General features: G+C 61.5%; 30 protein-coding genes and 1 other RNA gene. 15 read left to right on the top strand and 16 right to left on the bottom strand.

Annotation, left to right across the window (positions count from 1 at the left end):
* Positions 1 to 4: 4 nt before the first annotated feature.
* From ACYAS9_RS14975 to ACYAS9_RS14950, 6 genes are all read right to left on the bottom strand, one after another.
* Entirely contained in the window at positions 5 to 757 is a 753-nt protein-coding gene (locus ACYAS9_RS14975; protein WP_463569089.1) for a penicillin-binding protein activator LpoB, read from the bottom strand.
* Between the two features lie 3 nt (positions 758 to 760).
* Complete coding sequence (gene lpoB / locus ACYAS9_RS14970; protein ID WP_463569088.1) at positions 761 to 1,351, bottom strand: penicillin-binding protein activator LpoB; 591 nt, start codon at positions 1,349 to 1,351, stop codon at positions 761 to 763.
* 50 nt (positions 1,352 to 1,401) lie between these two features.
* On the bottom strand, positions 1,402 to 1,773 hold the full coding sequence (locus ACYAS9_RS14965; protein ID WP_463569087.1) for a YcfL family putative periplasmic lipoprotein: 372 nt from the start codon (positions 1,771 to 1,773) through the stop codon (positions 1,402 to 1,404).
* 18 nt (positions 1,774 to 1,791) lie between these two features.
* Positions 1,792 to 3,183 carry a COG3014 family protein gene (locus tag ACYAS9_RS14960; protein ID WP_463569086.1) on the bottom strand — a complete coding sequence of 464 codons (1,392 nt, stop codon included), beginning with the start codon at positions 3,181 to 3,183 and terminating at the stop codon, positions 1,792 to 1,794.
* Between the two features lie 281 nt (positions 3,184 to 3,464).
* Positions 3,465 to 4,136, bottom strand: coding sequence for an isoprenoid biosynthesis glyoxalase ElbB (gene elbB / locus ACYAS9_RS14955; protein ID WP_463569085.1), 672 nt, complete (start codon positions 4,134 to 4,136; stop codon positions 3,465 to 3,467).
* Positions 4,137 to 4,188: 52 nt separating this feature from the next.
* The gene (locus ACYAS9_RS14950; RefSeq protein ID WP_463569083.1) at positions 4,189 to 4,821 is read right to left on the bottom strand and encodes a DedA family protein; all 633 of its coding nucleotides are present in this window, start codon (positions 4,819 to 4,821) and stop codon (positions 4,189 to 4,191) included.
* Between the two features lie 231 nt (positions 4,822 to 5,052).
* Between ACYAS9_RS14950 and hemB the strand changes: the two genes are divergently transcribed.
* Both hemB and ppk1 read left to right on the top strand, forming a co-directional pair.
* Positions 5,053 to 6,063: a porphobilinogen synthase gene (gene hemB, locus ACYAS9_RS14945; protein ID WP_463569082.1), complete on the top strand. Its 1,011-nt coding sequence runs from the start codon at positions 5,053 to 5,055 to the stop codon at positions 6,061 to 6,063.
* Positions 6,064 to 6,082: 19 nt separating this feature from the next.
* A complete protein-coding gene (ppk1, locus tag ACYAS9_RS14940) occupies positions 6,083 to 8,338 on the top strand; it encodes a polyphosphate kinase 1 (RefSeq protein WP_463569081.1) in 2,256 nt (751 codons plus the stop codon).
* Here the strand turns inward: ppk1 and ppx are convergent.
* The 5 genes from ppx to ACYAS9_RS14915 all read right to left on the bottom strand — a co-directional run bounded on the left by ppx (position 8,325) and on the right by ACYAS9_RS14915 (position 12,772).
* The gene (gene ppx, locus ACYAS9_RS14935; RefSeq protein ID WP_463569145.1) at positions 8,325 to 9,827 is read right to left on the bottom strand and encodes an exopolyphosphatase; all 1,503 of its coding nucleotides are present in this window, start codon (positions 9,825 to 9,827) and stop codon (positions 8,325 to 8,327) included. The two genes, ppk1 and ppx, sit on opposite strands and share 14 nt — an antisense overlap.
* A gap of 81 nt (positions 9,828 to 9,908) precedes the next feature.
* Positions 9,909 to 10,646 carry an amino acid ABC transporter ATP-binding protein gene (locus tag ACYAS9_RS14930; RefSeq protein ID WP_463569079.1) on the bottom strand — a complete coding sequence of 246 codons (738 nt, stop codon included), beginning with the start codon at positions 10,644 to 10,646 and terminating at the stop codon, positions 9,909 to 9,911.
* Entirely contained in the window at positions 10,630 to 11,283 is a 654-nt protein-coding gene (locus ACYAS9_RS14925; RefSeq protein WP_463569144.1) for an amino acid ABC transporter permease, read from the bottom strand. The genes ACYAS9_RS14930 and ACYAS9_RS14925 overlap by 17 nt, the downstream gene beginning before the upstream one ends.
* The gene (locus ACYAS9_RS14920) at positions 11,280 to 11,945 is read right to left on the bottom strand and encodes an amino acid ABC transporter permease (protein ID WP_463569078.1); all 666 of its coding nucleotides are present in this window, start codon (positions 11,943 to 11,945) and stop codon (positions 11,280 to 11,282) included. The genes ACYAS9_RS14925 and ACYAS9_RS14920 overlap by 4 nt, the downstream gene beginning before the upstream one ends.
* Positions 11,946 to 11,986: 41 nt before the next feature.
* Complete coding sequence (locus tag ACYAS9_RS14915) at positions 11,987 to 12,772, bottom strand: transporter substrate-binding domain-containing protein (RefSeq protein WP_463569077.1); 786 nt, start codon at positions 12,770 to 12,772, stop codon at positions 11,987 to 11,989.
* 251 nt (positions 12,773 to 13,023) lie between these two features.
* Here ACYAS9_RS14915 and ACYAS9_RS14910 point away from each other — a divergent pair, with 251 nt between their 5' ends.
* From ACYAS9_RS14910 to ACYAS9_RS14870, 9 genes are all read left to right on the top strand, one after another.
* Positions 13,024 to 13,728, top strand: a complete 705-nt coding sequence (locus ACYAS9_RS14910; RefSeq protein WP_463569076.1) for a FadR/GntR family transcriptional regulator — start codon at positions 13,024 to 13,026, stop codon at positions 13,726 to 13,728.
* Between the two features lie 124 nt (positions 13,729 to 13,852).
* A complete protein-coding gene (trxA, locus tag ACYAS9_RS14905) occupies positions 13,853 to 14,182 on the top strand; it encodes a thioredoxin TrxA (protein ID WP_463569075.1) in 330 nt (109 codons plus the stop codon).
* A 237-nt stretch (positions 14,183 to 14,419) separates the two neighbouring features.
* Positions 14,420 to 15,679 (top strand): transcription termination factor Rho, encoded by a 1,260-nt coding sequence (gene rho, locus ACYAS9_RS14900; protein ID WP_056841185.1) that lies wholly within the window; start codon positions 14,420 to 14,422, stop codon positions 15,677 to 15,679.
* A gap of 116 nt (positions 15,680 to 15,795) precedes the next feature.
* Complete coding sequence (gene ubiD / locus ACYAS9_RS14895) at positions 15,796 to 17,262, top strand: 4-hydroxy-3-polyprenylbenzoate decarboxylase (RefSeq protein WP_463569074.1); 1,467 nt, start codon at positions 15,796 to 15,798, stop codon at positions 17,260 to 17,262.
* Positions 17,262 to 18,227: a CDP-6-deoxy-delta-3,4-glucoseen reductase gene (locus ACYAS9_RS14890; RefSeq protein WP_463569073.1), complete on the top strand. Its 966-nt coding sequence runs from the start codon at positions 17,262 to 17,264 to the stop codon at positions 18,225 to 18,227. Before ubiD ends, ACYAS9_RS14890 begins: the two co-directional genes overlap by 1 nt.
* Positions 18,228 to 18,466: 239 nt before the next feature.
* Positions 18,467 to 19,132 carry a gamma-glutamylcyclotransferase gene (locus ACYAS9_RS14885; RefSeq protein ID WP_463569072.1) on the top strand — a complete coding sequence of 222 codons (666 nt, stop codon included), beginning with the start codon at positions 18,467 to 18,469 and terminating at the stop codon, positions 19,130 to 19,132.
* Between the two features lie 152 nt (positions 19,133 to 19,284).
* Complete coding sequence (locus ACYAS9_RS14880) at positions 19,285 to 19,962, top strand: energy transducer TonB (RefSeq protein ID WP_463569071.1); 678 nt, start codon at positions 19,285 to 19,287, stop codon at positions 19,960 to 19,962.
* Positions 19,962 to 20,306, top strand: a complete 345-nt coding sequence (locus ACYAS9_RS14875) for an energy transducer TonB (RefSeq protein ID WP_463569070.1) — start codon at positions 19,962 to 19,964, stop codon at positions 20,304 to 20,306. The genes ACYAS9_RS14880 and ACYAS9_RS14875 overlap by 1 nt, the downstream gene beginning before the upstream one ends.
* 150 nt (positions 20,307 to 20,456) lie before the next feature.
* Positions 20,457 to 20,867, top strand: a complete 411-nt coding sequence (locus tag ACYAS9_RS14870; RefSeq protein WP_463569069.1) for a flagellar basal body-associated FliL family protein — start codon at positions 20,457 to 20,459, stop codon at positions 20,865 to 20,867.
* Positions 20,868 to 20,882: 15 nt separating this feature from the next.
* Here the strand turns inward: ACYAS9_RS14870 and ACYAS9_RS14865 are convergent, their stop codons facing one another.
* On the bottom strand, positions 20,883 to 21,341 hold the full coding sequence (locus ACYAS9_RS14865; RefSeq protein ID WP_463569068.1) for an EVE domain-containing protein: 459 nt from the start codon (positions 21,339 to 21,341) through the stop codon (positions 20,883 to 20,885).
* Positions 21,342 to 21,524: 183 nt separating this feature from the next.
* Between ACYAS9_RS14865 and ACYAS9_RS14860 the strand changes: the two genes are divergently transcribed.
* Entirely contained in the window at positions 21,525 to 21,677 is a 153-nt protein-coding gene (locus ACYAS9_RS14860; RefSeq protein WP_459742653.1) for a hypothetical protein, read from the top strand.
* A 19-nt stretch (positions 21,678 to 21,696) separates the two neighbouring features.
* On the opposite strand, the gene ACYAS9_RS14855 is transcribed toward ACYAS9_RS14860, so the two are convergent.
* The 4 genes from ACYAS9_RS14855 to ACYAS9_RS14840 form a co-directional block, all read right to left on the bottom strand.
* Positions 21,697 to 22,299, bottom strand: coding sequence for a 5-formyltetrahydrofolate cyclo-ligase (locus ACYAS9_RS14855; protein ID WP_463569067.1), 603 nt, complete (start codon positions 22,297 to 22,299; stop codon positions 21,697 to 21,699).
* A gap of 83 nt (positions 22,300 to 22,382) precedes the next feature.
* Positions 22,383 to 22,560, bottom strand: a non-coding RNA gene (gene ssrS / locus ACYAS9_RS14850) — 6S RNA.
* 30 nt (positions 22,561 to 22,590) lie between these two features.
* Complete coding sequence (locus ACYAS9_RS14845; protein WP_463569066.1) at positions 22,591 to 22,920, bottom strand: cell division protein ZapA; 330 nt, start codon at positions 22,918 to 22,920, stop codon at positions 22,591 to 22,593.
* Positions 22,917 to 23,126 carry a TIGR02449 family protein gene (locus ACYAS9_RS14840; protein ID WP_463569065.1) on the bottom strand — a complete coding sequence of 70 codons (210 nt, stop codon included), beginning with the start codon at positions 23,124 to 23,126 and terminating at the stop codon, positions 22,917 to 22,919. Before ACYAS9_RS14840 ends, ACYAS9_RS14845 begins: the two co-directional genes overlap by 4 nt.
* A gap of 187 nt (positions 23,127 to 23,313) precedes the next feature.
* On the opposite strand from ACYAS9_RS14840, the gene ACYAS9_RS14835 reads away from it, so the two are divergent.
* The 3 genes from ACYAS9_RS14835 to ubiH all read left to right on the top strand — a co-directional run bounded on the left by ACYAS9_RS14835 (position 23,314) and on the right by ubiH (position 26,473).
* Entirely contained in the window at positions 23,314 to 23,874 is a 561-nt protein-coding gene (locus ACYAS9_RS14835) for a YecA/YgfB family protein (RefSeq protein WP_463569064.1), read from the top strand.
* 80 nt (positions 23,875 to 23,954) lie between these two features.
* Positions 23,955 to 25,289 (top strand): Xaa-Pro aminopeptidase, encoded by a 1,335-nt coding sequence (pepP, locus tag ACYAS9_RS14830; protein WP_463569063.1) that lies wholly within the window; start codon positions 23,955 to 23,957, stop codon positions 25,287 to 25,289.
* Positions 25,286 to 26,473 (top strand): 2-octaprenyl-6-methoxyphenyl hydroxylase, encoded by a 1,188-nt coding sequence (ubiH, locus tag ACYAS9_RS14825; RefSeq protein WP_463569062.1) that lies wholly within the window; start codon positions 25,286 to 25,288, stop codon positions 26,471 to 26,473. Before pepP ends, ubiH begins: the two co-directional genes overlap by 4 nt.
* Positions 26,474 to 26,475 lie beyond the last annotated feature (2 nt).

The following is a 26,475-nucleotide window of genomic DNA, read 5'->3' as shown; positions in this document are numbered from 1 at the left end:
TAAATCAGCGCAGGATGCGCGGTGCTTCATCGCGTGGCAGGTTGTTCTGGGGCACCGGCTGGGCGTCCCATTGCACTTCGCCACGCAGTTGCTCGCGCATCTGCCGGGCTACGTCCAGGCCGATGGTCTTGGACACTTCACGCACCACACGGCCGCGGTTGAGCGAGACCTTGATGTCGCGGCTGTTGACCAGCTTGGTGTCCTGGCCTTCGCCCATCGCCGTGAAGGCCGAGGTGATCTCGAAGGTGCGGGTGTTGATCAGGCTGAAGTCGGCCACCAGGGTGATGCCCAGGACTGCCGAGTAGCTATCGGTATTGGCCAGTTCGTTGATGTCCTGACGAAAATCGATATCCGACACGGTGCCGAACAGCACGTAGTCGGCGCCCTTGAAGTTGCCGTTCTTGATGCGCCGGATCACGTCGTAGACGTCTTCCTTGGCGCCGGCGGTGTAGGGCGTGCCCTGCACCAGCTGGAACATGCCGGACTTGAGAATCTCGCCCTTGATGTCGCCGCTGAACTTGCGCAGCTCGCCCTGCTCGATGTAGCTGGTGCGCGACTCGTACTCGTCGTAGCTGGCCGAGCCGCTGTAGCCTGCGCTGTAGTTATTGGCGTGGGCATTGACGTTGGCACGTGCCGAGACGGTGCGGATGTACTGCTCCACGCGCTCCTGGAAGGCCATGTCGGTGACGGCCACCTTGGGCGCGGCCTGTACGCCGAAGGCGCACAGCAGGCCGAGGGTTGCGATCCATGCACGCATTGCTTAGCGCTCCGTGGTTTTGCGGATTTCTTTCTCGTCCATCCACTCGGCCAGACCGCTTTCGACGTCGATCAGTTGCAGGGTGAATTTGTAGAAGACGTCCTTGTAGTCGCTGCTGCGCTTGACGATCGAGCTGATCGAACCTTCGAGGCGGTATTTGGCAGCGATCATGTTGCCGGTCTTGGCGACCGTGGAGTTCTTGTACAGGCCGCTCTGGTTTTGCAGCTTGAGCTGGTCGACCTGGCTCTGCATCTGGTTGTTGTCGCTGGAGAAGCGCGCCGTGCCGCTTTTCATCAGCTGGGTCTTGATCGAGTTGGTGATTTCGCGGGTATCGATGTACTCGCTGGTCTTGTTCTTCACGTCATAGACCTGAACCACTGGGCGACCTTGCAGGGTGCCGGACTGGGCCAGCGAGCGGGTCATGCTCTCGGCGATCATTTGCAGGTCGGTGGAGCCGAACTCGTTGGTCACGGTCTCGACGGCCTTGGTGTCGCCGTAGCTGATGTTCTTGCTGCCCAGGGTCGGGGAGTTGTTGGCGCAACCGGTGGCCAGCAGAGCAACGGCGGCGATGGAGCAAATACGAATGAACGACATGTCAGGTCTCTCTTGAAAAGAATCTTGAACAGAACGAAAGGGCAAGCGGATCAAGGCGTGTTGACTTCGATACGGAAGTCAGTGGCGCGCGGCACCGGAGCGATGCCCGGCAGCACGGTGCTTTGCGAGCCGTACAGGCTCAGCGGTTTCCAGCTTTCTTCGTCGGCAACCGGGAAGCCGTCGTTGCCCAGCCAGGCAAAGCGGTAGTACAAGGTGCGGTTGCGGCTGCTGGTATTGGTCAGTTGCGCCTTGACCGTCAGAAAGCCGTTTTCACGCGCGACGCGGATGGCACCGACTTCGATGTTCTTGAAGTCGCCCATCGGCACGACCTTGCTGGCGGCGCTGCCTGGCGCCGGTGGCGGTGGGGTGGCACAGCCGGCGAGCAGGGCCAGGGCCAGTGCGCCGAGGATCTTGATACGCATGTGAAGCTCCTTGAATGATTACTTGGCGGTGGCAATGGCTTGCCCGGCGCCGGTCGGCACGACCTGGGCGAGCTGGCCATCGGCAAAGACCTGATTGCCCACGGCGCGCACGGAAATCACCTGATAGGCGCGATCGACCTTGAACTGCACCAGCGAGCTGCCCAGGGTGTTGGGCAGGGTCACCTGATGCTGACCCTGTGGCAGACGAATCCGCGCGACCAGGGTTCTGTCTGGCAGGGTGCGCCAGGTACGGGTGTCGGCGCCTTCGGTGACCGCCGAGGCGATACCGACGGCCAGACCGGCCAGCGGGTTGACGTCGTTGAGCTGCTTTTGCGCCACGCCACGGGTGATGGCCCGTACGGTGGTGCGCACGATGATGCCGGGCATGTCGTCACGCAGGGCGCGGCGCGACATGTCGGTGGTGCTGTTGAGCAGGGTCAGGTTCAGCGGCTTGCCGTCCAGGCTGACCTGGTTGAAAGCCGGGGTGCTGGTGTCCGGACGGATTGTCGGGAACGACAGCGGGGTGATCACCAGATTGCCGCTGATCGGCAGTGGCAGCGGGATGCGCACCGAGTCACGGGCCGGGGCAAAGCCGCTTTGCACGATCAACAGCACTTCGCTGTCGCCGGACTTGTTGGCGGCGCCATCGAGCTTTTTCAGCGCGTCTTCAAGCAGCGGCGTGTTCGGGCGCAGCTCTACGGCCTTGCGGTAACCCGGCGCGGCCAGGCCTTTCTCGCCCAGGGCTTCATAAACGAAACCGGACAGGTAATGGCTGAACGCACTCTGGTAGCTGTTTTTCAGGCTGACGACTTCAGGCGCATTGAGGGAGGCGACCGGGTAACCCTGCAGGTCCTTGAACTCGGTCCTGACGCCTTGCTTCTCGGCTTCCTGTTCGCTCTTGAGGTATTCCTTGTCACGCAACTCGGCGATCACCGCTTCACGCTCGTGGGTCTTCTTGATCTCGGTGCGGGCGCCGTCGAAATCGTTGCGGGCCAGCAGGTTCAGGGCCATCTGCGTGGTCAGCATGACTTTTTCGTAGTCGTAGCCTTCGTAGCGACGCACCTTGTCGTTGACCAGGAAACTGCCGAACTGGGCCAGGTACTTATCGGTGTCGAACTTGACCGACTCTTCCCACTTGTAGACAACCTGGTCGGCGGAACGCCAGGCCGTCTGGCTGCCGTCCAGATCACCGCTGGCGCGCAGCAGCTCACCCTTCTCGAAGTAATAGAGCAGGTCTTTATCGGCGCTGGTGTTGTTTTTTTCCAGCGTGGCCAGAGCGCCGACAATGTTGCCGGCGGTCAGTTGCTGGTTGGTTTCCTTGAGCTCATTGTCGTAGCTGCGAAAGGCGGCGCAGCCGGCCAGTTGTACAGCGGCGATCAACGTAAGCGCGGTCAACGCACGAGAGGACATGTTCGTTCCATTCCCTGAATTCGATGGCTGGGGCCAAGGATGCTCGCGATGCCAATCCAATGGCTGGCAGGGCGAGCTGCCTGAAAATTACACGCCACCGCAGGGGAAATTGGATCCCGCTATATGCGGAGGGCGCGGAATTATAAGCGCAGGGTCGTCGATGACAATGAATATTTAGCTTCGTTCCCAGAGGTTCGTCACACTTTATGTGGGCTTTTAGCTGTTATTGCTGAGGTGTCGACGGTGTCGGCTTTGAAACATTTCTAATCTTTTGATACCAATCAGGCAGGATCCTGCTCGTGCGTCAGCTCGATGATCCGGTCGACCAGCTTGTTGATGCCGGCAGCCGCTTCGCTGATGCTCCGGGCAAGCATATAGGCCGGGGTACTGACCAGTTTGTGCGCGGTGTCTTCAACGATTTCGTCGACATGGCAGTCCTGGTGTACGCCGCCCATTTGGGTAATGGTCGCGGCGGTGTCCCGGTCGTTGCCGATGGTGCTGACAATGCCTGGGCCGTAGATTTTCGCGGCAAGCGCAGGGGTGATGCAGATCAGGCCGACCGGTTTATCGGCAGCGGCAAAGGCCTTGAGCAGCGCCAGCACATCAGCCTGCACCTCGCAGGCAGCACCTTCAACGGCCAGGCTGGAAAGGTTTTTCGCAGCACCAAAGCCGCCGGGAACGATCACTGCATCGAAATCGCCGGCATCAGCTTCACGTACATTCTTGATGGCGCCACGCGCGATGCGGGCCGACTCGACCAGCACATTGCGCGACTCGTCGGTGGCTTCGCCGGTCAGGTGGTTGACGACGTGCAGTTGCGCGATGTCGGGGGCAAAGCACTGCACCTCAATGCCGCGTTGATTCAAACGCAGCAGCGTGAGGACGCTTTCATGGATTTCGGCGCCGTCATAGACGCCACAGCCGGACAGGATAACGGCCACTTTCTTGTGCATGTCGAACTCTCTCTATCGTGGGGCTGGTAGCGCCTGGTAGAGAGAGATCGTATCAGTCGTCGGCTTTCTTGGTCAGGTCCAGCGGCGTTTCGCTGCTTTCGACAACCACGGGCTTGAGCTTCTCTTCACGCGCAATGCGCGCATTCTTGAGACGCCGGCGCAGCCACAGACCCAGGCCCAGCACCAGCAGGCCCCCAAGCACCCACAGCTCGTATTTCTTGATATTGCCCAGCAGGCCTTCCATCACCGCGCCAAAGTGATAGGCAGCGGACGCCAGCGCGATGGCCCAGACGGCCGCACCGATGCCGTTGAGCAGCAGGTAGCGCGCCGGCGGGTAGCCGGACAGGCCGATGGCAACCGGCATGACGGTGCGCAGGCCATAGACGAAGCGGAAGCTCAGCACCCACAGGTCGGGATGCTTGCGCACCAGACGCAAGGCCTTGTCGCCCATGGCCTGCCAGCGCGGTTTGCGCGCGAGCAGTTTGCGACCGTGCTTGCGGCCCATGAAGTACCACAACTGGTCACCGGCATAACTGCCGCAAAATGCGACGATCATCACCGTGTTGAGGTCCATATAGCTGCGTGACGCCAGAAATCCGGCAAGAACCAGAATGGTTTCGCCTTCAAAAAAGGTGCCTATGAAAAGGGCGAGGTAGCCGTAATCATTGAGAAAATTCTGGAGCATTGTCTGGATGCTGGCGAAATGAGCACGCAGCCTAACCCGGTCGCAGCAAACTGGAAAGCACCCAACCACGTCTCGACGTTAAAGAATGTTACAAGCACACTGGCCTTTGCAGCGCCAGAGGCTCTACTGCGGCCTCGGGTCGCAGCTTGCACTTAAAGTGTCACACATTGGTCATAATGGCGGCTTATAACTGTCGCGCTTGCCCGCGTATGCGGGCTCAGGAGTCTTGCCGTGAGTTTTACCCCCGCCAACCGCCTGTTCCCCCTCACTCGCCTGCGTCGTAATCGTCGCGACGATTTTTCTCGTCGCCTGGTGCGTGAAAACGTCCTGACGGTCGACGATCTGATTTTGCCGGTCTTCGTACTCGATGGCGAAAACCGCCGTGAGTCGGTGGCCTCGATGCCGGGCGTCGAGCGCCTGTCGGTCGACCTGCTGCTCAAGGAAGCCGAGCACTGGGTAGCACTGGGCATTCCGGCGCTGGCCCTGTTTCCGGTCACCCCGGTCGAAAAGAAATCCCTGGATGGCGCCGAAGCCTGGAACCCGGACGGTATCGCCCAGCGTGCTACCCGCGCGTTGCGTGACCGGTTTCCAGAGCTGGGCGTCATCACTGATGTGGCCCTGGACCCGTTCACCACCCATGGTCAGGACGGCATCCTCGACGAAGAAGGCTATGTCCAGAACGACATCACCGTCGATGCGCTGGTCAAGCAGGCCCTGTCGCACGCCGCTGCGGGCGCCCAGGTGGTGGCCCCGTCGGACATGATGGACGGCCGCATCCAGGCCATCCGTGAAGCGCTGGAACTGGCCGGACATGTCAATGTCAGGATCATGGCCTACTCGGCCAAATACGCCAGTGCCTACTACGGCCCGTTCCGCGATGCGGTGGGCTCGGCCCTGAACCTGGGCAAGGCCAACAAGGCGTCCTATCAGATGGACCCGGCCAACAGCAATGAAGCGCTGCATGAAGTGGCCGCCGACCTTGCCGAAGGCGCCGACATGGTGATGGTCAAGCCGGGCATGCCTTATCTGGACATCCTTTATCGGGTCAAGGACGAGTTCAAGGTTCCGACTTTTGTTTATCAGGTCAGCGGCGAATACGCGATGCATATGGCCGCTATCCAGAATGGCTGGTTGAGCGAGGGGGTGATTCTTGAATCGCTCACCGCTTTCAAACGCGCCGGTGCCGACGGCATCCTGACTTACTTTGCCGTCCGTGCCGCTCAATTGTTAAAAGGGCAATAGCCTCCTCACAGGAACTGTCATGAATACCGAAGGACTCACCCAAGCCACTGTAGAAGCGGATGTTCAGGAGGCTGCAATCGTGGTCGAGCCTGAAGCCAAGCCGGCTTCGCCTGCCGAAGCGCCGGTTGTCGAGGCTGAAGCCGTCGAGACGGCGACTGCCGAAGCACCGGTCGTTGCGGCCCCGCCGATTGTCGTGCCGAACCTGGACGACAGCAGCCTTTACATCCACCGCGAGCTGGCGCAGTTGCAGTTCAATATCCGCGTGCTGGAACAGGCCCTGGATGAGTCTTACCCGTTGCTGGAACGACTGAAGTTCCTGCTGATCTTTTCCAGCAACCTCGATGAATTCTTTGAGATCCGCGTCGCAGGCCTCAAGAAACAGATCAACTTTGCCCGTGAACAGGCCGGCGCCGACGGCCTGCAGCCGCATCAGGCGCTGAGCCGGATCAGCGAGCAGGTCCACGGCCAGGTCGATCACCAGTACGCGATCCTCAACGACATCCTGCTGCCAGAGCTTGAAAAGCATCAGGTGCGCTTCATTCGCCGTCGCTACTGGACGGTGAAGCTCAAGACCTGGGTGCGCCGTTACTTCCGCGACGAAATCGCGCCGATCATCACCCCGATCGGCCTGGACCCGACGCACCCGTTCCCGTTGCTGGTCAACAAGAGCCTGAACTTCATCGTCGAACTCGAAGGCGTCGATGCCTTCGGTCGCGACTCGGGCCTGGCGATCATTCCGGCACCGCGCCTGCTGCCGCGGGTCATCAAGGTGCCTGAGGACGTCGGTGGTCCTGGCGATAACTTCGTGTTCCTGTCGTCGATGATCCACGCGCATGCCGACGACCTGTTCCAGGGCATGAAGGTCAAGGGCTGCTATCAGTTCCGCCTGACCCGTAACGCCGACCTGGCGCTGGACTCCGAAGATGTGGAAGACCTGGCCCGCGCCCTGCGCGGCGAGCTGTTCTCGCGTCGTTACGGCGATGCGGTGCGCCTTGAGGTGGCCGATACCTGCCCTAAACAGCTGTCGGACTACCTGCTCAAGCAGTTCAGCCTCAACGAGTCGGAGCTGTACCGGGTCAACGGCCCGGTCAACCTGACCCGCCTGTTCAGCATCACCGGCCTTGACAGCCATCCAGAGCTGCAATACCCGCCGTTCACGCCGGCGATTCCCAAGCTGCTGCAGAACAGCGACAACCTGTTCAGCGTGATCCGCAAGCAGGACATCCTGCTGCTGCACCCGTTCGAGTCGTTCACGCCGGTGGTCGACCTGATGCGCCAGGCCGCCAAGGACCCGCATGTATTGGCGGTGCGCCAGACCCTGTACCGCAGCGGTGCCAACTCCGAGATCGTCGATGCGCTGGTGGATGCCGCGCGTAACGGCAAGGAAGTCACCGTGGTCATCGAGCTGCGGGCACGCTTCGACGAAGAGTCCAACCTGCTGCTGGCCAGCCGCCTGCAAGCGGCCGGTGCCGTGGTGATCTATGGCGTGGTCGGCTTCAAGACCCACTCCAAGATGATGCTGATCCTGCGCCGCGAGGCCGGCGAGATCGTGCGTTACGCGCACATGGGCACCGGTAACTACCATGCCGGCAACGCCCGCCTGTACACCGACTACAGCATGCTGACCGCTGACGACGCCCTGTGCGAAGACGTCGGCAAACTGTTCAGCCAGCTGATCGGCATGGGCAAGACGCTGCGCATGAAAAAGCTTCTGCATGCGCCGTTTACCCTGAAGAAGGGCATTCTCGACATGATTGCCCGCGAAGGGCAGTTCGCCAGTGAAGGCAAGCCGGCGCACATCATCGCCAAGTTCAACTCGCTGACCGACCCCAAGGTCATCCGCGCGTTGTACAAGGCCAGTCAGTCAGGGGTGAAGATCGATCTGGTGGTGCGCGGCATGTGCTGCCTGCGCCCAGGTATTCCAGGGGTGTCGCATAACATTCAGGTGCGCTCGATCATCGGCCGCTTCCTGGAGCACACAAGGGTCTATTACTTCCTGAATGGCGGCGACGAGCAGCTGTTCCTGTCCAGTGCCGACTGGATGGAGCGCAACCTCGACAAGCGCGTCGAGACCTGCTTCCCGGTAGAGGGCAAGAAGCTGCTGTTGCGGGTCAAGAAGGAGCTGGAGCTTTATCTGTCCGATAACACCCATAGCTGGCTGTTGCAGCCGGACGGGCGTTATATCCGCAGCACCCCGACCGGCAACCAGAATGCCCGCAGTGCCCAGGCGACCCTGCTGGAGCGCCTGAGCAACCCGGTGATCAGCGTGAACTGAAGACGATCCCGACCCGGGTCAGCCACTCCGCTTCCAGCGCGAAGTCGGCCTGGGTCAGCTGGTTGTTTTCCAGCCAGCCTTCCGGGAACTGCGCATCGAGGTTCGGACCATCGGCGCGCAGCACCACCTGTGGCATTTCCTGGGTACCACGGATGTGGTGGAACAGGATGGCGAAGCGCAGCAGCACGCACAGGCGGATCAGTTTGACGCCTTCATCGCCGAATTCGGCGAACTTGTCCTTTGGAATATTACGGCGATGGCCGCGCACCAGCAGCGCGAGCTTCTGCTGGTCTTCGCGTGAGAAGCCCGACAGGTCGGAGTGCTCGATCAGGTAGGCGCCATGCTTGTGGTAATGGTAGTGGGCGATGTCGAGGCCCACTTCATGCACCTTGGCCGCCCAGCTCAGCAGTTCGGCGTAGTTTTCATCCTGCAGGTCCCACGACTCGGCCACTTGCTCCAGCGCATGCAGCGCCTTGCGCTCGACCCGCTCGGCCTGGCCCAGGTCGACGTGGTAGCGGTCCATCAACGACTTGAGCGTACGCTCGCGCACGTCTTCGTGGTGATGGCGGCCCAGCAGGTCGTAGAGCACGCCTTCGCGCAGCGCACCTTCGCAGTGATCCATGCGTTGCAGCTCCAGCGCGTCGAAAATCGCCTCCAGAATCGCCAGCCCCGCCGGGAAAATAGCCAGACGATCGGGCTTGATGCCCTCAAAGTCGATTTTCTCGATGTCGCCCAGCTTGAACAGCCGGCGCTTGAGCCACGCCAGGCCTTCGGCATTCACCTCGCCCGAACCATGGCCGTTGGCCTTGAGCACTGCGCCAATGGCGCGAATGGTACCGGACGAACCGATGGCCTCATCCCACTTCAGGCGGTGCAAGGCCTGCTCGATGCTCATCAATTCCAGACGCGCGGCCGTGTAGGCCTGGGCGTAACGCGCAGGGGTGATCTTGCCATCGCGGAAATAACGCTGGGTGAAGCTGACACAGCCCATCTGCAGGCTTTCGCGCAGCAAAGGCTCGAAGCGCTGGCCGATGATGAATTCGGTGCTGCCACCGCCGATGTCGGCCACCAGGCGCTTGCCGGGCGTGTCGGCCAGGGTGTGCGACACGCCGAGATAGATCAGGCGCGCCTCTTCACGGCCCGAGATCACTTCGACGTCGTGGCCCAGAATGGCCTCGGCGCGGTGGATGAACTCATTGCGGTTACGCGCCTCGCGCAGCGCGTTGGTGCCCACGATACGTACAGCGCCCAGCGGCAGACCGTTGATCAATTGGGCAAAGCGCTTGAGGCAGTCCAGGCCGCGCTGCATGGACTCTTCGGTGAGCTGGCGCTCCTGGGTAATTCCGGCAGCCAGCTGCACCTTCTCGCCCAGCCGCTCAAGAATACGGATTTCACCCTGATCGGCTTTGGCGACAACCATGTGAAAACTGTTCGAACCCAGGTCGATGGCAGCGATCAGGGAGAAATTCTTGGGTTTGGTATGGGGCATGATCAGATGAGTCTCGGTCAGTGACCGCGCCATCGTGCCACGATCCATGCCCGTAGCCAACGCGAAGCTGCCTGCCGGGGCTCAGGCCTGCTCCACCGAACCGATGAAATTGGCCAGCTCCGGCGTCTGCGGGTTGGCCATCAGCTCTCTGGGGTGCCCGGTTTCATGCACTTTGCCCTGGTGCATGAACACCAGCTTGTCGCCCACTTCACGGGCAAAGCGCATTTCGTGGGTGACCATGATCAGCGTCATGCCATCGGTAGCCAGCTGGCGCACCACGCTGAGCACTTCGTTGACCAGTTCCGGGTCCAGTGCCGAGGTGATCTCGTCGCACAGCAGCACCTTGGGCGACATGGCCAGGGCGCGGGCGATTGCCACCCGCTGCTGCTGGCCGCCGGACAGCCGGTCCGGGAAGGCATCGAACTTGTCGCCCAGGCCGACACGGTCGAGCATCTGCCGGGCCAGTTTGGCCGCGTCGCTGCGGTTGGTCTTTTTCACCACTTGCGGGGCGAGCATGACGTTTTCGCCGACCGACAGGTGCGGGAACAGGTTGAACTGCTGAAACACCATGCCGACCTTCTGGCGCAGGCTGCGCAGGTCGGCGCGGGCCGCGTCGAGGTATTCGCCGTCGACTTCGATCACGCCGTCGTTGATCGACTCCAGGCCGTTGAGCGTGCGCAGCAGCGTGCTCTTGCCCGAACCGCTGCGACCGATGATCGCCACGACCTGGCCTTGCTCGACCGACAGGTCGATGCCTTTGAGCACATGGTGATCGCCATAGTATTTATGCAGCGCGGAAACTCTAAGCAGTGGTGGCATGCAGCCTCCTTTCCAGATGGCGCGCGCAGAGCGACAGGGGATAGCACAGGATGAAATAGCCCAGGGCCACGAAGCCGTAGACCATGAAGGGTTCGAACGTCGCGTTGGCCAGCATGCTGCCGGTCTTGGTCAGTTCGGTGAAGCCGATGATCGAGGTCACCGCCGTGCCCTTGACCACCTGCACCGAGAAACCCACGGTGGGCGCCACGGCAATGCGCAAGGCTTGCGGCAGGATGACGTAACGCATCTGCTCCAGCGGGGTCAGCGCCAGGCTGGCCGAGGCTTCCCACTGGCCCTTGCCGATCGACTCGACGCAACCGCGCCAGATCTCGGCCAGGAACGCACTGGTAAACAGGGTCAGCGCCACGGCAGCGGCGGCCCAGGGCGAAATATCCACGCCCAGCAGCGCCACCCCGAAAAACACCAGAAACAACTGCATCAGCAACGGCGTGCCCTGAAACAGCTCTATATAAATGTGCGCCAGCCAGCGCGGCCCGGCCCTGGTCGACAAGCGCATGCCCATCACCAGCAGGCCGACCAGCCCGCCGCCGGCAAACGCCACCAGCGACAGGGCCAGCGTCCATTGCAGGCCGGTCAGCAGGTTGCGCAGGATGTCCCATAAGGTGAAATCCATCAGCGATTCCTCGCGATATAGCGCCGCCCGACCCAGGCCAGCAATTGCCGGATCAGCAAGGCCATGCACAGGTAGATCAGGGTGGTGGCGATGTAGGTCTCGAACGCACGGAAGTTGCGCGATTGCAAAAAGTTGGCGAAGAAGCTCAGTTCTTCGGTCGCAATCTGCGAACACACCGACGATCCGAGCATGACGATGATGATCTGGCTGCTCAGCGCCGGCCAGACCTTGCCCAGCGCCGGCACCAGCACCACATGGCGGAATGCCTCGAAGCGGGTCATGGCCAGCGCCGCAGCGGCTTCAAGCTGGCCCTTGGGAATGGCCTGGATGCCGGCACGGATGATTTCCGTCGAATAGGCGCCCAGGTTGATCACCATGGCCAGGATCGCCGCCTGCCACTCGCTGATCTGCAGCCCCAGCGACGGCAGGCCGAAGAAGATGAAGAACAACTGCACCAGAAACGGCGTATTGCGGATCAGCTCGACATAAACGCCGAAGATCGCCGAGAACGGCTTGATGTTCCAGGCCCTGACGAGCGCACCGACAATGCCCAGGCTGACCCCAAGCAGCGTGCCGATGGCGGTCAGTTCCAGGGTGAACAGCGCACCGCGCAGCAACAGGTCGGTGTTTTGCACCACCGGTGTGAAGTCGAAGTTATAAGCCATGGGCGGGTCTCGTCAGTGCAGCGTCAGCGATCGGAAACAGGTCAGAGATCAGCCGGCAGCGGTTGCTTGAGCCATGTAGTCGAGGCTTTTTCCAGGGTGCCGTCGGCCTTGGCCGCATTCAGAATCTCGTTGACCTTGCCCAGCAGCTCCGGCTGGCCCTTGTTCACGCCGACGTACACCGGCGAATCCTTGAGCTTCACCTTCAGTTCCGGAATGCGCTTGGGGTTGCGCTCGCTGATGGCAACCATCACCACGTTGCCGCTGGCAATCAGGTCGGTTTGCCCGGCCAGGTAGGCGGCGATGGTCGAGTTGTTGTCTTCAAAGCGCTTGATGGTCGCGCCTTGTGGGGCGACGGCGCTGAGCTCGATGTCTTCGATGGCGCCACGGGTCACGCTGATGGTCTTGCCGTTGAGGTCGGCGATGTCCTTGATCGGTGCTTCAGGCGGGCCGAACACGGCCAGGTAGAACGGCGCATAAGCGCGCGAGAAGTCGATGACCTTTTCGCGGTCAGGGTTTTTACCGAGGCTGGAAATCACCAGGTCGACCTTGCCGGTGGTCAGATACGGAATGCGGTTGGTGCTGTTGACCGGCGTCAGTTCCAGCTTGACCTTCAACTGGTCGGCCAGCAGCTTGGCCGTGTCGATGTCCAGGCCGCGCGGCTTCATGTCCGGGCCAACCGAGCCAAAAGGCGGGAAGTCCTGCGGCACGGCGACCTTCAGCGTGCCGCGGGTGGTGATGTCGTCCAGGCCATTGGCATGGGCGGGTGCCTGGCTGAGAGCCAGACTGGTAAACAAAGCCGCGAGCAGAGCACTGTAACGCTTGGTCATGAGACATCTCCGGATGGCGCGAATAAGGTGGACACAAGTGCCAGTGCACAGGCCATGCCACACTTTTGCCCGCAACGGTAAATCAAGGCTTTCAGCGCTGTTTTGGTCTTACTGGTCTGAACAGTCAAGGGAGGGCGCGCCCAATCCTGGAGCGCCGCCAGGCCCTGTCGCCCCAGCACTGGGCGTCGCTTGCCCGATGGCGTGGTTAAGGATAAAAGGGATTTTTACCGGACAGACTGGCCTGAACAGTAATGCTCACGACTTCCCTCGCCGTACCCGAATCGGCCCTCAGGGCCATCCGCAAACTGATTACCGAGCAGGGCTATCAGCCGGGCGACAGCCTGCCATCGCAGCGTGATCTGGCGGTATTGCTGGGCGTCAGCCGGGCCTCCCTGCGTGAGGCGCTGTCTTCGCTCAGCGCCATGGGCGTGGTCAGCGTGCAGCCGGGCAAGGGCGTGTTTGTGCAGTCGCTGAATGAACCACAATCGCGCAGCCAGGGTTTTTCGTGGCCTCAGGGCGCCGAGGTTTCCCCGGCCGATACCTTTCAACTGCGCTATGCACTGGAAGGTTTTGCGGCAGGTCTGGCGGCGGTGACGCTGACCGCCGACGAATGCGATGTGCTCGAAGACAACGTCGAAGCCATGCGCCTGGAGCTGCGTGCCGGTGATTTCGAGGCGGCAGGAAAGCTGGACTTCGAGTTTCACCGGCTGATTCTGCTCGCCAGTGGTAATCAGGCGATCCTCGGCATCATGACCTCCGGTGCCGATATTTTTCTGGAGAGCCAGAAAATGCCGTTCATCCGCGCCTCGCGCGCCATGGAAACCTGGCAGGAACACCGCAAGATCCTGCGCTCACTGGCACGCCATGCCAGCGGGCCGGCCCAGCGCGCCATGCAGGAACACATTCGCGCTGCGGCGCTGCGCACCGGCATTGTGTTTGTCTCGCCGGCCACCTGAACGGCCGGCTATAAGCTCGCTCATGCAGCGCCATAGCTAGAGTCAATGATCGCCGACTTCCTGAATGCTGGCAGGCCCGTTATGATGGGCGACGTTTTTTTAGCCTGACACCTCGGAGATTTCCATGAGTAGCGACCTGATCAAACACGTCACCGACGCCAGCTTTGAAGCCGATGTCCTCAAGGCTCAAGGCCCTGTGCTGGTTGACTACTGGGCTGAGTGGTGTGGCCCGTGCAAGATGATCGCCCCGGTTCTGGACGACATCGCATCGACCTACCAAGGCAAACTGACCGTCGCCAAGCTGAACATCGACGACAACTCCGAAACCCCGACCAAGCACGGCGTGCGCGGCATTCCGACCCTGATGCTGTTCAAGAACGGTAATGTCGAAGCCACCAAGGTTGGCGCGCTGTCGAAGTCGCAACTGCAGGCGTTCCTCGACGCTCACCTGTAAGACTTGCCGCACATTCAAGACCCCGCAAATTGCGGGGTTTTTTTCAGTTTCCATACTAGACGCATGCAAATTCAGGTGTTACATTCGGCCCCGCTATGGTTTCTTCCGTAGCCCCCTGCAAGCCGTCGCCGACGCTCTCCTTTCGATTCAGTACGCGATCCTTTCGCCATCTCTGCGGCGCGGTCTCATTAAGCCAAACGCTTAATTTCCCCTCATATACGATTACTTCATTCCCATATGAACCTGACTGAACTCAAGCAAAAGCCGATTACCGATCTGCTCGAAATGGCCGAACAGATGGGCATAGAAAATATGGCCCGTTCGCGCAAGCAGGATGTGATTTTCTCCCTGCTCAAGAAGCACGCTAAAAGCGGTGAGGAAATCTCCGGTGATGGCGTGCTGGAGATCCTCCAGGACGGCTTCGGTTTCCTGCGTTCCGCAGACGCTTCCTATCTGGCCGGCCCGGACGACATCTATGTCTCGCCCAGCCAGATCCGTCGCTTCAACCTGCGCACCGGTGACACCATCGTTGGCAAGATCCGCCCGCCAAAAGAAGGCGAGCGTTACTTCGCACTGCTCAAGGTCGACACGATCAACTACGACCGTCCCGAGAACGCGAAGAACAAGATCCTGTTCGAAAACCTGACGCCGCTGTTCCCGACCATCCGCATGAAGATGGAAGCCGGCAACGGCTCCACCGAAGACCTGACCGGTCGGGTGATCGACCTTTGCGCGCCGATCGGCAAGGGCCAGCGCGGCCTGATCGTTGCGCCGCCAAAGGCCGGCAAGACCATCATGCTGCAGAACATCGCGTCGAACATCACGCGTAACAACCCCGAAGTGCACCTGATCGTTCTGCTGATCGACGAGCGCCCGGAAGAAGTGACCGAGATGCAGCGCACCGTGCGCGGTGAAGTAGTTGCCTCCACCTTCGACGAACCGCCAACCCGCCACGTGCAGGTTGCCGAAATGGTGATCGAGAAGGCCAAGCGCCTGGTCGAGCACAAGAAGGACGTGGTCATCCTGCTCGACTCCATCACCCGTCTGGCACGTGCCTACAACACCGTGATCCCGAGCTCCGGCAAGGTACTGACCGGTGGTGTCGATGCCCACGCCCTCGAGAAGCCGAAACGCTTCTTCGGTGCCGCGCGTAACATCGAAGAAGGCGGCTCGCTGACCATCATCGCCACCGCGCTGATCGAAACCGGCTCGAAGATGGATGAAGTCATCTACGAAGAGTTCAAGGGTACCGGCAACATGGAACTGCCCCTGGACCGCAAGATCGCCGAGAAGCGCGTCTTCCCGGCCATCAACATCAACCGCTCCGGCACTCGCCGTGAAGAGTTGCTGACGGCCGACGACGAACTGCAGCGTATGTGGATCCTGCGCAAGCTGCTGCATCCTATGGATGAAGTCGCGGCCATCGAGTTCCTGATCGACAAGCTCAAGACGACCAAGACCAACGATGAGTTCTTCCTGTCCATGAAACGCAAGTGACAGGCAGCAACTCATGAAAATGGCGCCCTTCGGGGCGCCATTTTTTTTGCCTGTGTGCCCAAGCCACGCTCTGGAGCAGGTACGATACGCACCTATTTCAGAAAGTGGCCGGGTCAATGAAATTCAAGGATCTTAGGGATTTCGTGCAGCAGCTTGAGCAGCGCGGAGAGTTGAAACGCATCCAGATGCCCATTTCCCCAGTCCTGGAAATGACCGAGATCTGTGATCGCACCCTGCGTGCCAAGGGCCCGGCCCTGCTGTTCGAAAAGCCCGTCGGTTTCGATATTCCGGTGCTCGGCAACCTGTTCGGCACCCCTGAGCGGGTGGCCATGGGCATGGGCGCCGAGACCACTGCCGAGTTGCGCGAGATCGGCAAATTGCTGGCCTTCCTCAAAGAGCCCGAGCCGCCCAAGGGGCTCAAGGACGCCTGGTCGAAGCTGCCGATCTTCAAGAAAGTCATCGCCATGGCCCCCAAAGTGGTCAAGGACGCACCGTGCCAGGAAGTGGTCATCGAAGGCGACGACGTCGACCTGGGCCTGCTGCCGGTGCAAACCTGCTGGCCGGGCGATGTCGCGCCGCTGATCACCTGGGGCCTGACCGTCACCCGCGGGCCGAACAAGGAGCGCCAGAACCTGGGCATCTATCGCCAGCAGGTGATTGGTCGCAACAAGGTCATCATGCGCTGGCTCAGCCACCGTGGCGGCGCGCTGGACTTCAAGGAATGGTGCGCCAAACATCCGGGCCAGCCGTTTCCGGTGGCCGTGGCCCTCGGGGCGGACCCGGCGACCATTCTTGGCGCCGTGACACCAGTGCCCGATAGCCTCTCGGAATATGCCTTCGCTGGCCTGCTGCGCGACAGCCGCACCGAGCTGATCAAGTGCCGTGGCAACGACCTGCAAGTGCCGGCCAGCGCCGAAATCGTCCTCGAAGGGGTGATTCATCCCGGCGAAATGGCCGATGAAGGCCCGTATGGCGACCACACCGGCTACTACAACGAAGTCGACAGCTTTCCGGTGTTCACCGTCGAGCGCATCACCCATCGGATCAAGCCGATCTATCACAGCACCTACACCGGCCGGCCACCGGATGAGCCGGCGATTCTCGGCGTTGCGCTCAACGAAGTGTTCGTGCCGATCCTGCAGAAGCAGTTCCCGGAAATCGTCGACTTCTACCTGCCGCCCGAAGGCTGCTCGTACCGCATGGCGGTGGTGACCATCAAGAAGCAGTACCCCGGCCATGCCAAGCGCGTGATGCTCGGCGTGTGGTCGTTTTTGCGACAGTTCATGTACACCAAGTTCGTTATCGTCACCGACGACGACATCAACGCACGCGACTGGAACGACGTGATCTGGGCCATCACCACGCGCATGGACCCCAAGCGCGACACGGTGATGATCGAGAACACGCCCATCGACTATCTGGACTTCGCCTCGCCGGTGTCCGGGCTGGGCTCGAAGATGGGCCTGGACGCCACGCACAAATGGCCGGGCGAAACCACCCGTGAATGGGGCCGCGCAATCGTCAAGGATGAGGCCGTCACACGCCGCGTCGACGAGATCTGGAACCAACTGGGAATCAACTGATGCGTGTCACCTTGCAGCCCTCGGGCGCGGTGCTGGAAACCCTGCCCGGCGAGGCCATTCTTGCCGCCGCGCAGCGCCTGGGCTACGAATGCCCGAACAGCTGCCGCAACGGTAACTGCCATGTGTGCGCCGCCTTGCTGGTCGAAGGCCAGGTGCTGCAAGGCGGGCAGGCGCACGACCACGGCGAGGTCTATACCTGCCTGGCCGAGCCGCTTGAAGACTGCGTGCTGCTGTGGGACGGCGTGCTTGCCCTGGGTGAGTTGCCGGTGCGCCGCCTGGCGTGCCAGTTGAGCGAATGCACGCCGGTGGGCGGCGATGTCTGGCGCATCGGCCTGCGCGCACCGGCAGGCAAGCCGCCGCGCTACCACGCCGGGCAATATTTGATGATCGAGCGCGAGGGCGGCGAAAAGTCAGCGTTTTCGCTGGCCAGCGCGCCGCACCGTGGCCGCGACCTTGAACTGCATGTGCTGGCCCGTGAAGCCGGTTCTCTGGCCTTGATCGCGCAATTGCAGCGCGACGGCCTGGCGCGGGTCGAGCTACCGTTCGGCGACACTCACCTGGCCGAGCTGCCGGATGGCCCGCTGGTGCTGATCGCCGCCGGCACCGGCATGGCGCAGATGCACAGCCTGATCGAACACTGCCGCGCCGAAGGCTTCAAGCACCCGGTGCACCTGTACTGGGGCGTACGCCGCCCGGAAGACTTCTACGCCATCGGCCACTGGGACGAATGGTTGAAGCTGCCCAACCTGTTCCTGCACAAGGTCGTCAGCGACCTGTGCGGCTGGGAAGGCCGTTGCGGCATGCTGCATGAAGCGGTGCGTGAAGACATCAAGGATCTGTCCGCCGTGAATGTCTATGCCAGCGGCTCACCGGCCATGATCTACGCCACCCTGGATGCTCTGGTCGAAGCCGGCATGGACGCCCATCGCATGCGCGCCGACGTCTTCGCCTACGCCCCTCGATAACAGCGGCCGACCGGCCGCTATTGCATAGCCTTATGGCATTTGCACAGCTTCTTATCCTCAAACGGTCTTATATCCCGCTGATCTGAAGCCTGCCGCACGCCCTTTGCGGTTGGATTAAAAATTGCTTCATGCCAGTATTGAGGCCTTGTTCGATTTCGTTTCATCGGACACCTTTTCAATCGCTAGACGTTCTTTGTAACACCGGCAGATCACGCCTTCGGCCACTGCCAGGGGGACACATGGGTAATCCAGTCAATGAGCTGTCAGCCGCCGTACATAACGGTCTGGGCCTGACCTATCCACCGAGCATCGACCTCGGCCCGCAACTCACCCACGAACAATTGCTGGCGTCGATGCACGCCACGCTGCAAGGCCACGAAGGCGGCCCGGTCTGGCTGTTCGCCTACGGCTCGCTGATCTGGCGCCCCGAATGCCCCGCCGTGGAGCGTCAGCGCGCCAAAGTGCACGGTTATCATCGCGGCCTGTACCTGTGGTCCCACGAACACCGTGGCACGCCGGACATTCCGGGCCTGGTGTTCGGCCTGGACCGTGGCGGCTCCTGCACCGGCTTTGCCTATCGGCTGGGCGAAGAATGCCTCGAAGAATCGCTGATCGCGTTGTGGAAACGTGAAATGCCTTATCCCTCCTATCGCCCGCACTGGCTCAGCTGCCGCCTGGAAGATGGCCGCAAGGTTCAGGCGCTGGGTTTTGTGCTGGAGCGCCACCTGCCCAGCTACGCCGGCAACCTGCCCGACAGCGTACTCAGCCAGGTACTGGCCAGCGCCTGCGGACGCTTCGGCACCACCCGCGACTATGTCCACCAGACCGCTCAGGCCCTGCGCAGCCATGCCATGCCGGACCGGGTACTGGAAGCACGCCTCAAACGCTGCGGCTCGCTGTCCTGAAAAAACTGTGTATCCACCTCGTTCAGGTGGATACAAGATATTTCGGAGTTCTCCTACAACCGCCTCGGACGCCATGAACTTATGAACAACGCCCATTCGGCCTAGCATCACAGCCATGGCGCCATACCGGCGTTTCTGCGCTGGAGGTGGGGATGAAATGGCTGGTGGTGTTGATCATGGGGTTATTGCCGTACCCGGTGCAGGCGGCGAAAGAGCGGCTGGTGCTGGTACCGGTACTGGCCCCCGCTCCCGAATACCCCGCGCAACTGATCGAAAACCGCTACGCCGGCAAGGTGCGAGCACGGCTGATCGTGAAGTCCGATGGTTCGATTGCCGAGGTCAGGGTCATCGAAAGCATGCATCCGGCACTGACCACCTCCGTCGAAAAAACCTTTGAGCAGTGGCGTTTCAAACCATGGGCAGGAAACCTCAGGGCACCACCACAGGTTGCCGTCACTCTGCCGGTGATCTTCGGCTCCCAAGGCCTTGCCCGCTTTGACAGCCTCGTGAATGTCGGCCTGGGCAATATTCGCTGCGCCTATATCAACTATGAAGTCAAAGCCCAGCAACAACACTTCCCACACGCACCGATGAGACAGGTCGACGTGTTCTGGTACACCCGGCAATTCCTGCATGACGAATACGTTGCCTTGCAACACGATGAACGTGAGCGCCAGGCCTTGCTTGCCAAGCTGGAGACAGCCATTCCAGGCATTGTCAAAGGCTGCCGCCAGCGGCCGCAATCCCGATACGGCGATCATCTGCCGCCGTCCATCAGGCAATTGCTGGTGGGCGTCGATGAGCCGGTTGAACTGCAGGAGGCGTCCTGATGAATCGCAGGATACTGGCGGTTTTTGCCCTATGGCTGGCTTGCACTACAGCCATGGCCACGCCATTCAACGTGGTATTTACCCATCAACCGGTTCCGGCTTATCCCGCAGAGATGCTACAGGCCAGACTTTCCGGCCTGGTCAGCATCAGCTTTGTTATCCACAACGACGGTACGGTCAGCCGTGTCAGGATCCTCAAGAGCACTCATCCGGGATTTGAAAAGGACGTCGTGGCTACGGTGAGTCAATGGCGTTTCGAGCCGTGGCGGGTCACGCGCAAGGCCCCCAGAAAGATAGAGGCTCGCAATCTTCTGGTCTTTACAGAGGGCGGGGCGTCGTTTTGATGAGCATTCAGCGTTCATGGCTATTTCTTTTATCGTGCTGGCCGATATGCTCAGGACAACGCCGATCCGGCTGGATGAGCATTCGGCAGGCGTCTATTCAAACGCTGTAGACTGCGCAGCCCGGCGCTAACTGTATTGAAGGAGTGGACTGTGAAAGCGTGGATTCTGATGTTGCTGGCCTTGTCGCTGCCCGCCCTGGCGCAGGCAGAAGAAAAGAAGGAAGAAGAGGGCGCACCGAAGGCGGCGTATGTGAGCATGACGCCACCGTTCGTGGGTAACTATGCGCTGGATGGCGGCCCAAAGGTGCGCGTGTACAAGGCCGATATCGCCTTGCGCGTTACCGGCGCCGATGCCCAGGCGGCGGTCAAGCGCAATGACGCCTTGCTGCGCAACCAGTTGGTGGCACTGTTTGCCCAGCAGACCGTCGAGAGCATGAGCACCGCCGAGGCCAAGGAAAAGCTGCGTCAGGAAGCGCTCAAGCAGGTCCAGCAGGTCATGAACGACGAAGAAGGCAAGCCGATCGTTGATGATTTGCTGTTCAACAACCTGATCGCCCAGTAGAGCCGGTTGGGGCGGTCATTTACCGCCCACCAGCGCCATAATCGCGGCCCACTGTTCGGCGCTCACCGGCATGACCGACAAGCGGCTGCCCTTTTGCACCAGGGGCAGCGCCTCCAGCGCACGTTGCTGTTTGAGCCAGTCGAGCCCCAGCACCTTGGGAAAAATCCCGGTAAAGCCCACGTCGATGGCGCTCCAGGGATTTTTCTCCAGGCTGGCCTTGGCGTCGAAATAGTGGCTGTCCGGGTCAAGCGCGGTGGGGTCGGGGTAGGCGCTGCGCACGATGCTGCCAATGCCGGCGATACCCGGCTGCGGGCAACTGGAGTGGTAGAAAAAGAACCCGTCGCCCTCGGCCATGCTGCGCAGAAAGTTACGCGCCTGATAGTTGCGTACACCGTCCCAGCGGGCGCTGCCCAGGCGCTTGAGGTCGCTGATCGAGAACTCGTCGGGTTCGGATTTCATCAGCCAATAGGCCACGCGCGGTACTCCTGAAAGGGGGGTTAATACAAGTTCATGACAAACCGACAGCCGGTTGAATTGATGATTTGCGTACTGCGTCACGTTACCGCAAAATGCGCTCCCTTTCGTACCACGCTGCCGCACGGCCCCCACCTTACCCCGCTGCTGACAACGTATTTGATTCGCTTCAGGAGGCAATCAGTGAATCGCAAGCCGGATCTTCTCTGGATTCTTGTCATCTTGTTCGGCCTGGGTATTGTCACCACCGGCTATGCGCAAAGTCTGTGGACCAACAAGCCTGACGCGCCGCTGGAAATCGTTCAGCAACAGCAAAAGGTTCCGGGCCGTCATTGATTGACCGGCCCCGCCGTCTCTAAGCCAGATACCAGCGCTTGTCTGACACCGTGCCCTGCAGCGGGATATCCCAACTGGCCAGGGCCAACTGCTCGACTTTCTGACATTCGTGGGCAAGGCCCAGCAGCGTCGGCTTGCGCCAGGTTTGCCGGCGGCTGCGATAGGCCAGGCTGCGATCGTAGAAGCCGCCGCCCATCCCCAGACGCCCACCCTGCTCGTCGAACCCCACCAACGGCATCAGAATCAGGTCCAGCGCCCAGACCGGCCGTTGCCGGGCGCGGTTGATGAGCGGCTCCGGAATACCAAAACGATTGGGCCTGAACGTCTCGCCACGCTGCACGCGCTGGAACACCATTCGGGTTCTGGGCCAGGCGTTGAGCAACGGCAGGTAAACCGTCTTGCCACGTCGCTGGGCAGCCTGCAGCAGCAGGCGCGGGTCGATTTCACCGTCATTGGCCAGGTACAGCGAGACATGCCGGGCGCGGCGAAACAGCGGATGTTGCGCCAGTTGCCGGTACAGCCCGTGCGCGGCGGCGTGTTGCTGGCTACGGCTCAAGGCACGGCGCGTTTTGCGCAGCAAGCGGCGCAGTTGGGGGCGGGACATTGAGGTGGCGCTGATCATGAGCGAAGTGTCATGCAGACAGGTCCTCGAATTGAGGAAGAAGAAAGCCATTGCCGGGCGTTACCAGGCAATGGCTTGAATCAAGACTCCCCGACGAGCCGCTGTCGGTGTAGCCCTTGAACCCGAAAGTTCAAGGTGGAGATTACAGGAAGTTTTAAGGCTTTCCGGCGAGCGGACATGCACACCAACTCCACGTGCAACCCCCGTGGTTGTGCGTATCGGCTCAGGGACATGACCGACTGGCAAACACTCCAGGGAGCGGCGCAAGTATACAGAAACGTTACGAAATAATCAGCTGTGCGACGAACTGCCACTAGTCGGGGCATCGCCGGACAGCTCAAGGTCGACCCGTTCGAGCAGGTTGCGCACCTGTTCACGCGTCGAGCCATTGGCCTGTACGTCGGGCAGGCTCTGCCTGTGCAGCAGGTCGTGGGTGATGTTCAGGGCGGCCATCACGGCAATGCGATCGGCGCCGATGACTTTGCCGGTGGTGCGGATTTCCCGCATCTTGCCATCGAGGTAGCGGGCAGCGCTGACCAGATTGGCGCGCTCCTCGGCCGGGCAACTGATGGAATATTCCTTGTCGAGGATTTGCACGGTAACGCTGTTGCCATTGCTCATGAGTCTTGCTCCAGGGCTTTGAGGCGCGAAATCAGTGACTCGACCTTCTGCCGGGCGATTTCGTTCTTTTCAATGAGGTGGGCGCGTTCCTCGCGCCAGGACTTTTGCTGAGCTAATAGGAACGCATTTTGGCCTTTTAGTTGCTCGACATGGTCAAGCAACAACTCCAAGCGGGCCATCAGCGCTTGCAGATCGGTATCTGGCATGGAGCCTCACTGATTATTTCTGATAAGTGGCGCAATAAAGAGCGTCGGCTGCACGGCCTCGATAAGCTTGCCGGACCCACGTGCCTTACAGATAGTTTGTGGGGTTCAGCTTGTGCTGCAACGCTAACAGCCCCTAGGATACAAGGCCTTCATTCTAGACATTGCGCCGTTTGGCGACCAGTTACCCATGCCTACTCAAAACTCCCCTTACAAAGCCTTCGCCACCTTGCTCGCCAGCGGCGGCCATCCGGTCTCTCCCGCCGAGCTGCATGGCATGCTGCTTGGCCGCAGTTGCGCCGGTGCAGGCTTCGATGCCGAAAGCTGGTTTGCCGATGCCTCGATCCTGCTGGAAACCGAGCCACAGGACAACGTGCGCCAGGCCCTGGTCGGACTGCAGGAAATGGTCAAGGGTGAACTGACCAGCGACGACATGACCGTGGTGCTGCTGTTGCCCGGTGACGATGAGCCACTGACCGAGCGCGCCGCCGCACTGGGCCAATGGTGCCAGGGCTTTCTGTCGGGCTTTGGCCTGGCTGCCGGCGACCGGGTGATCAGCCCGGAGGCCACCGAAGTGCTGCAGGACCTGGCCGCCATTGCTCAGGTTCAGGACGCACTGGAAGAGTCCGAAGACGGCGAAAGCGATTACATGGAAGTCATGGAATACCTGCGCGTCGCGCCGCTGCTACTGTTCACCGAGTGCGCCAAAGCCAGCGCCGCACCGGCAGCCGCCAAGCCTTCGCTGCACTGATCCCATCATCTCAAGTACGCTGTGAACACCTGGCCAGTGCCAGGGTGTTCACACCGTTTGAACGGGGACGCCCATTACCCATGATGCATATCCCGAAGTCCGAATACGCCCGGCGCCGCAAGGCCCTGATGGCGCAGATGGAACCCGACAGCATTGCCATCCTGCCGGCAGCGGCGGTGGCGATTCGTAACCGCGATGTCGAGCACGTCTATCGCCAGGACAGCGACTTCCACTACCTGAGCGGCTTCCCGGAGCCGGAAGCGGTGGTGGTGCTGATTCCGGGCCGCGAATACGGCGAGTACGTGTTGTTCTGCCGTGAACGCAATCCCGAGCGAGAACTGTGGGACGGCCTGCGCGCCGGCCAGGAAGGTGCCGTGCGCGACTACGGCGCCGCTGACGCTTTTCCGATCAGTGACATCGACGACATCCTGCCGGGCCTGATCGAAGGCCGCGACCGGGTGTACTCGGCGATGGGCAGCAACCCGGAATTCGACCGGCACCTGATGGAGTGGATCAACACCATCCGCTCCAAGGCCCACCTGGGCGCGCAGCCGCCAAACGAATTCGTTGCCCTGGATCACCTGCTGCATGACATGCGCCTGTATAAATCGGCGGCCGAGATCAAGGTCATGCGCTACGCAGCGCAGGTGTCGGCCCGTGCCCATGTGCGGGCGATGCAGGCCAGCCGCGCAGGCTTGCATGAATACAGCCTGGAAGCCGAGCTGGAGTATGAGTTCCGCAAGGGCGGGGCGCGCATGCCGGCCTATGGCTCGATTGTCGCCTCGGGCCGCAATGCCTGCATCCTGCACTATCAGGAAAACAACGCGCCGCTCAAGGACGGGGATCTGGTGCTGATCGATGCCGGCTGCGAGATCGACTGCTATGCCAGCGACATCACTCGCACCTTTCCGGTCAGCGGTACGTTTTCGCCGGAGCAAAAGGCGATTTACGAGCTGGTGCTCAAGGCCCAGCAAGCCGCCTTCGAGGCCATCGCGCCGGGCCGTCACTGGAACGAGGCGCACGAAGCCACGGTGCGGGTCATTACCGAAGGGCTGGTTGAGCTGGGACTGCTCGATGGCGACATCGACGCGCTGATCGCCAGCGACGCGCACAAGGCGTTCTACATGCACCGTGCCGGCCACTGGCTGGGCATGGATGTCCATGATGTCGGCGACTACAAGGTCGGCGGCCAATGGCGCGTGCTCGAACCCGGCATGGCACTGACCGTGGAACCGGGCATCTATATTGCGGCAGACAACAAGACTGTCGCGAAAAAATGGCGAGGGATCGGTGTGCGAATCGAAGACGATGTGGTGGTGACCCGCCAGGGTTGCGACATCCTGACCGGTGATGTGCCCAGAACCGTGGCCGAGATCGAGGCCTTGATGGCCGCCGCCCGGGTACAGGCCGCATGAGCCGCTTCAATCTGGCCATCGTCGGTGGCGGGCTGGTCGGCGCCAGCCTGGCCCTGGCCTTACAGGCCGGTGCCCGTGCACGCGGCTGGAAGATCGTGCTGATCGAGCCGTTCGCTCCGGGCGATGCCTATCAGCCCAGCTACGACGCACGCTCTTCGGCGCTGTCGTTTGGCGCCCGGCGCATCTACGAACAGCTGGGCCTGTGGCAGGACATTGCCCGGCGCGCCGAGCCGATCCTGCAGATTCAGGTGTCGGATCGCGGCCGCTTTGGCGCTACACGCCTGTCGGCGCTCGAAGAAGGCGTGCCGGCACTGGGTTATGTCGTGGAAAACGCCTGGCTGGGCCAATGCCTGTGGCAAGGCCTGGACCCTGAGGTAATCAGTTGGCGGGTGCCGGCCGAGGTGCGCACGATGCAGCCGATTACCGGTGGCTACCGCCTGAGCCTCAGCGACGAAACCGAGCTGGAATGCGACCTGGCCATTCTGGCCGACGGCGGGCGCTCCAGCCTGCGCGAACAACTGGGCATCAGCGTGCGCCAGCGGCCTTACGGGCAGAGTGCGTTGATCGCCAATATCAGCCCCGCCGAAGCGCATTGCGGCCAGGCCTTCGAACGTTTTACCGATCAGGGCCCGATGGCCTTGCTGCCGCTGCCGGAGAACCGCTGCGCGCTGGTCTGGACCCGCACCGGCGACGACACCCAGCGGCTGGCGGCCCTCGACGAGCGCAGTTTCCTGCGTGAGCTGCAGGACGTGTTCGGCTACCGCCTGGGCCGCTTGTGCCAGGTCGGCGCACGGCATGTGTACCCGCTGACGCTGGTCGAGGCCGATGAGCAGGTGCGCTCGCACCTGGTGGTCCTCGGCAATGCGGCGCACAGCCTGCACCCGATTGCCGGGCAGGGCTTCAACCTGTCGCTGCGTGACGCCGATGCTCTGGCGCGTACGCTGCTTGAAAGCCCCGAGGCGCCGGGCGACCTGGCGACGCTGCAACGTTATCGCGACCGCCAGCAACTCGATCAACAACTGACCGTGGGCTTTTCCGACAAGGTCACGCGGCTGTTCGGCAGTACCCGGTCGGCGGTCACCGCCGGGCGTAACCTGGGACTGCTCGGCCTGGACCTGCTGCCGCCGGCCAAACGCTGGTTCGCCCGCCAGGCCATGGGCCTGGGAACCCGTCCCGATGCTTGAGC

The organism is Pseudomonas sp. HP_08, from assembly GCF_055284095.1.
This window is presented reverse-complemented; position numbering and strand designations above follow the sequence as displayed.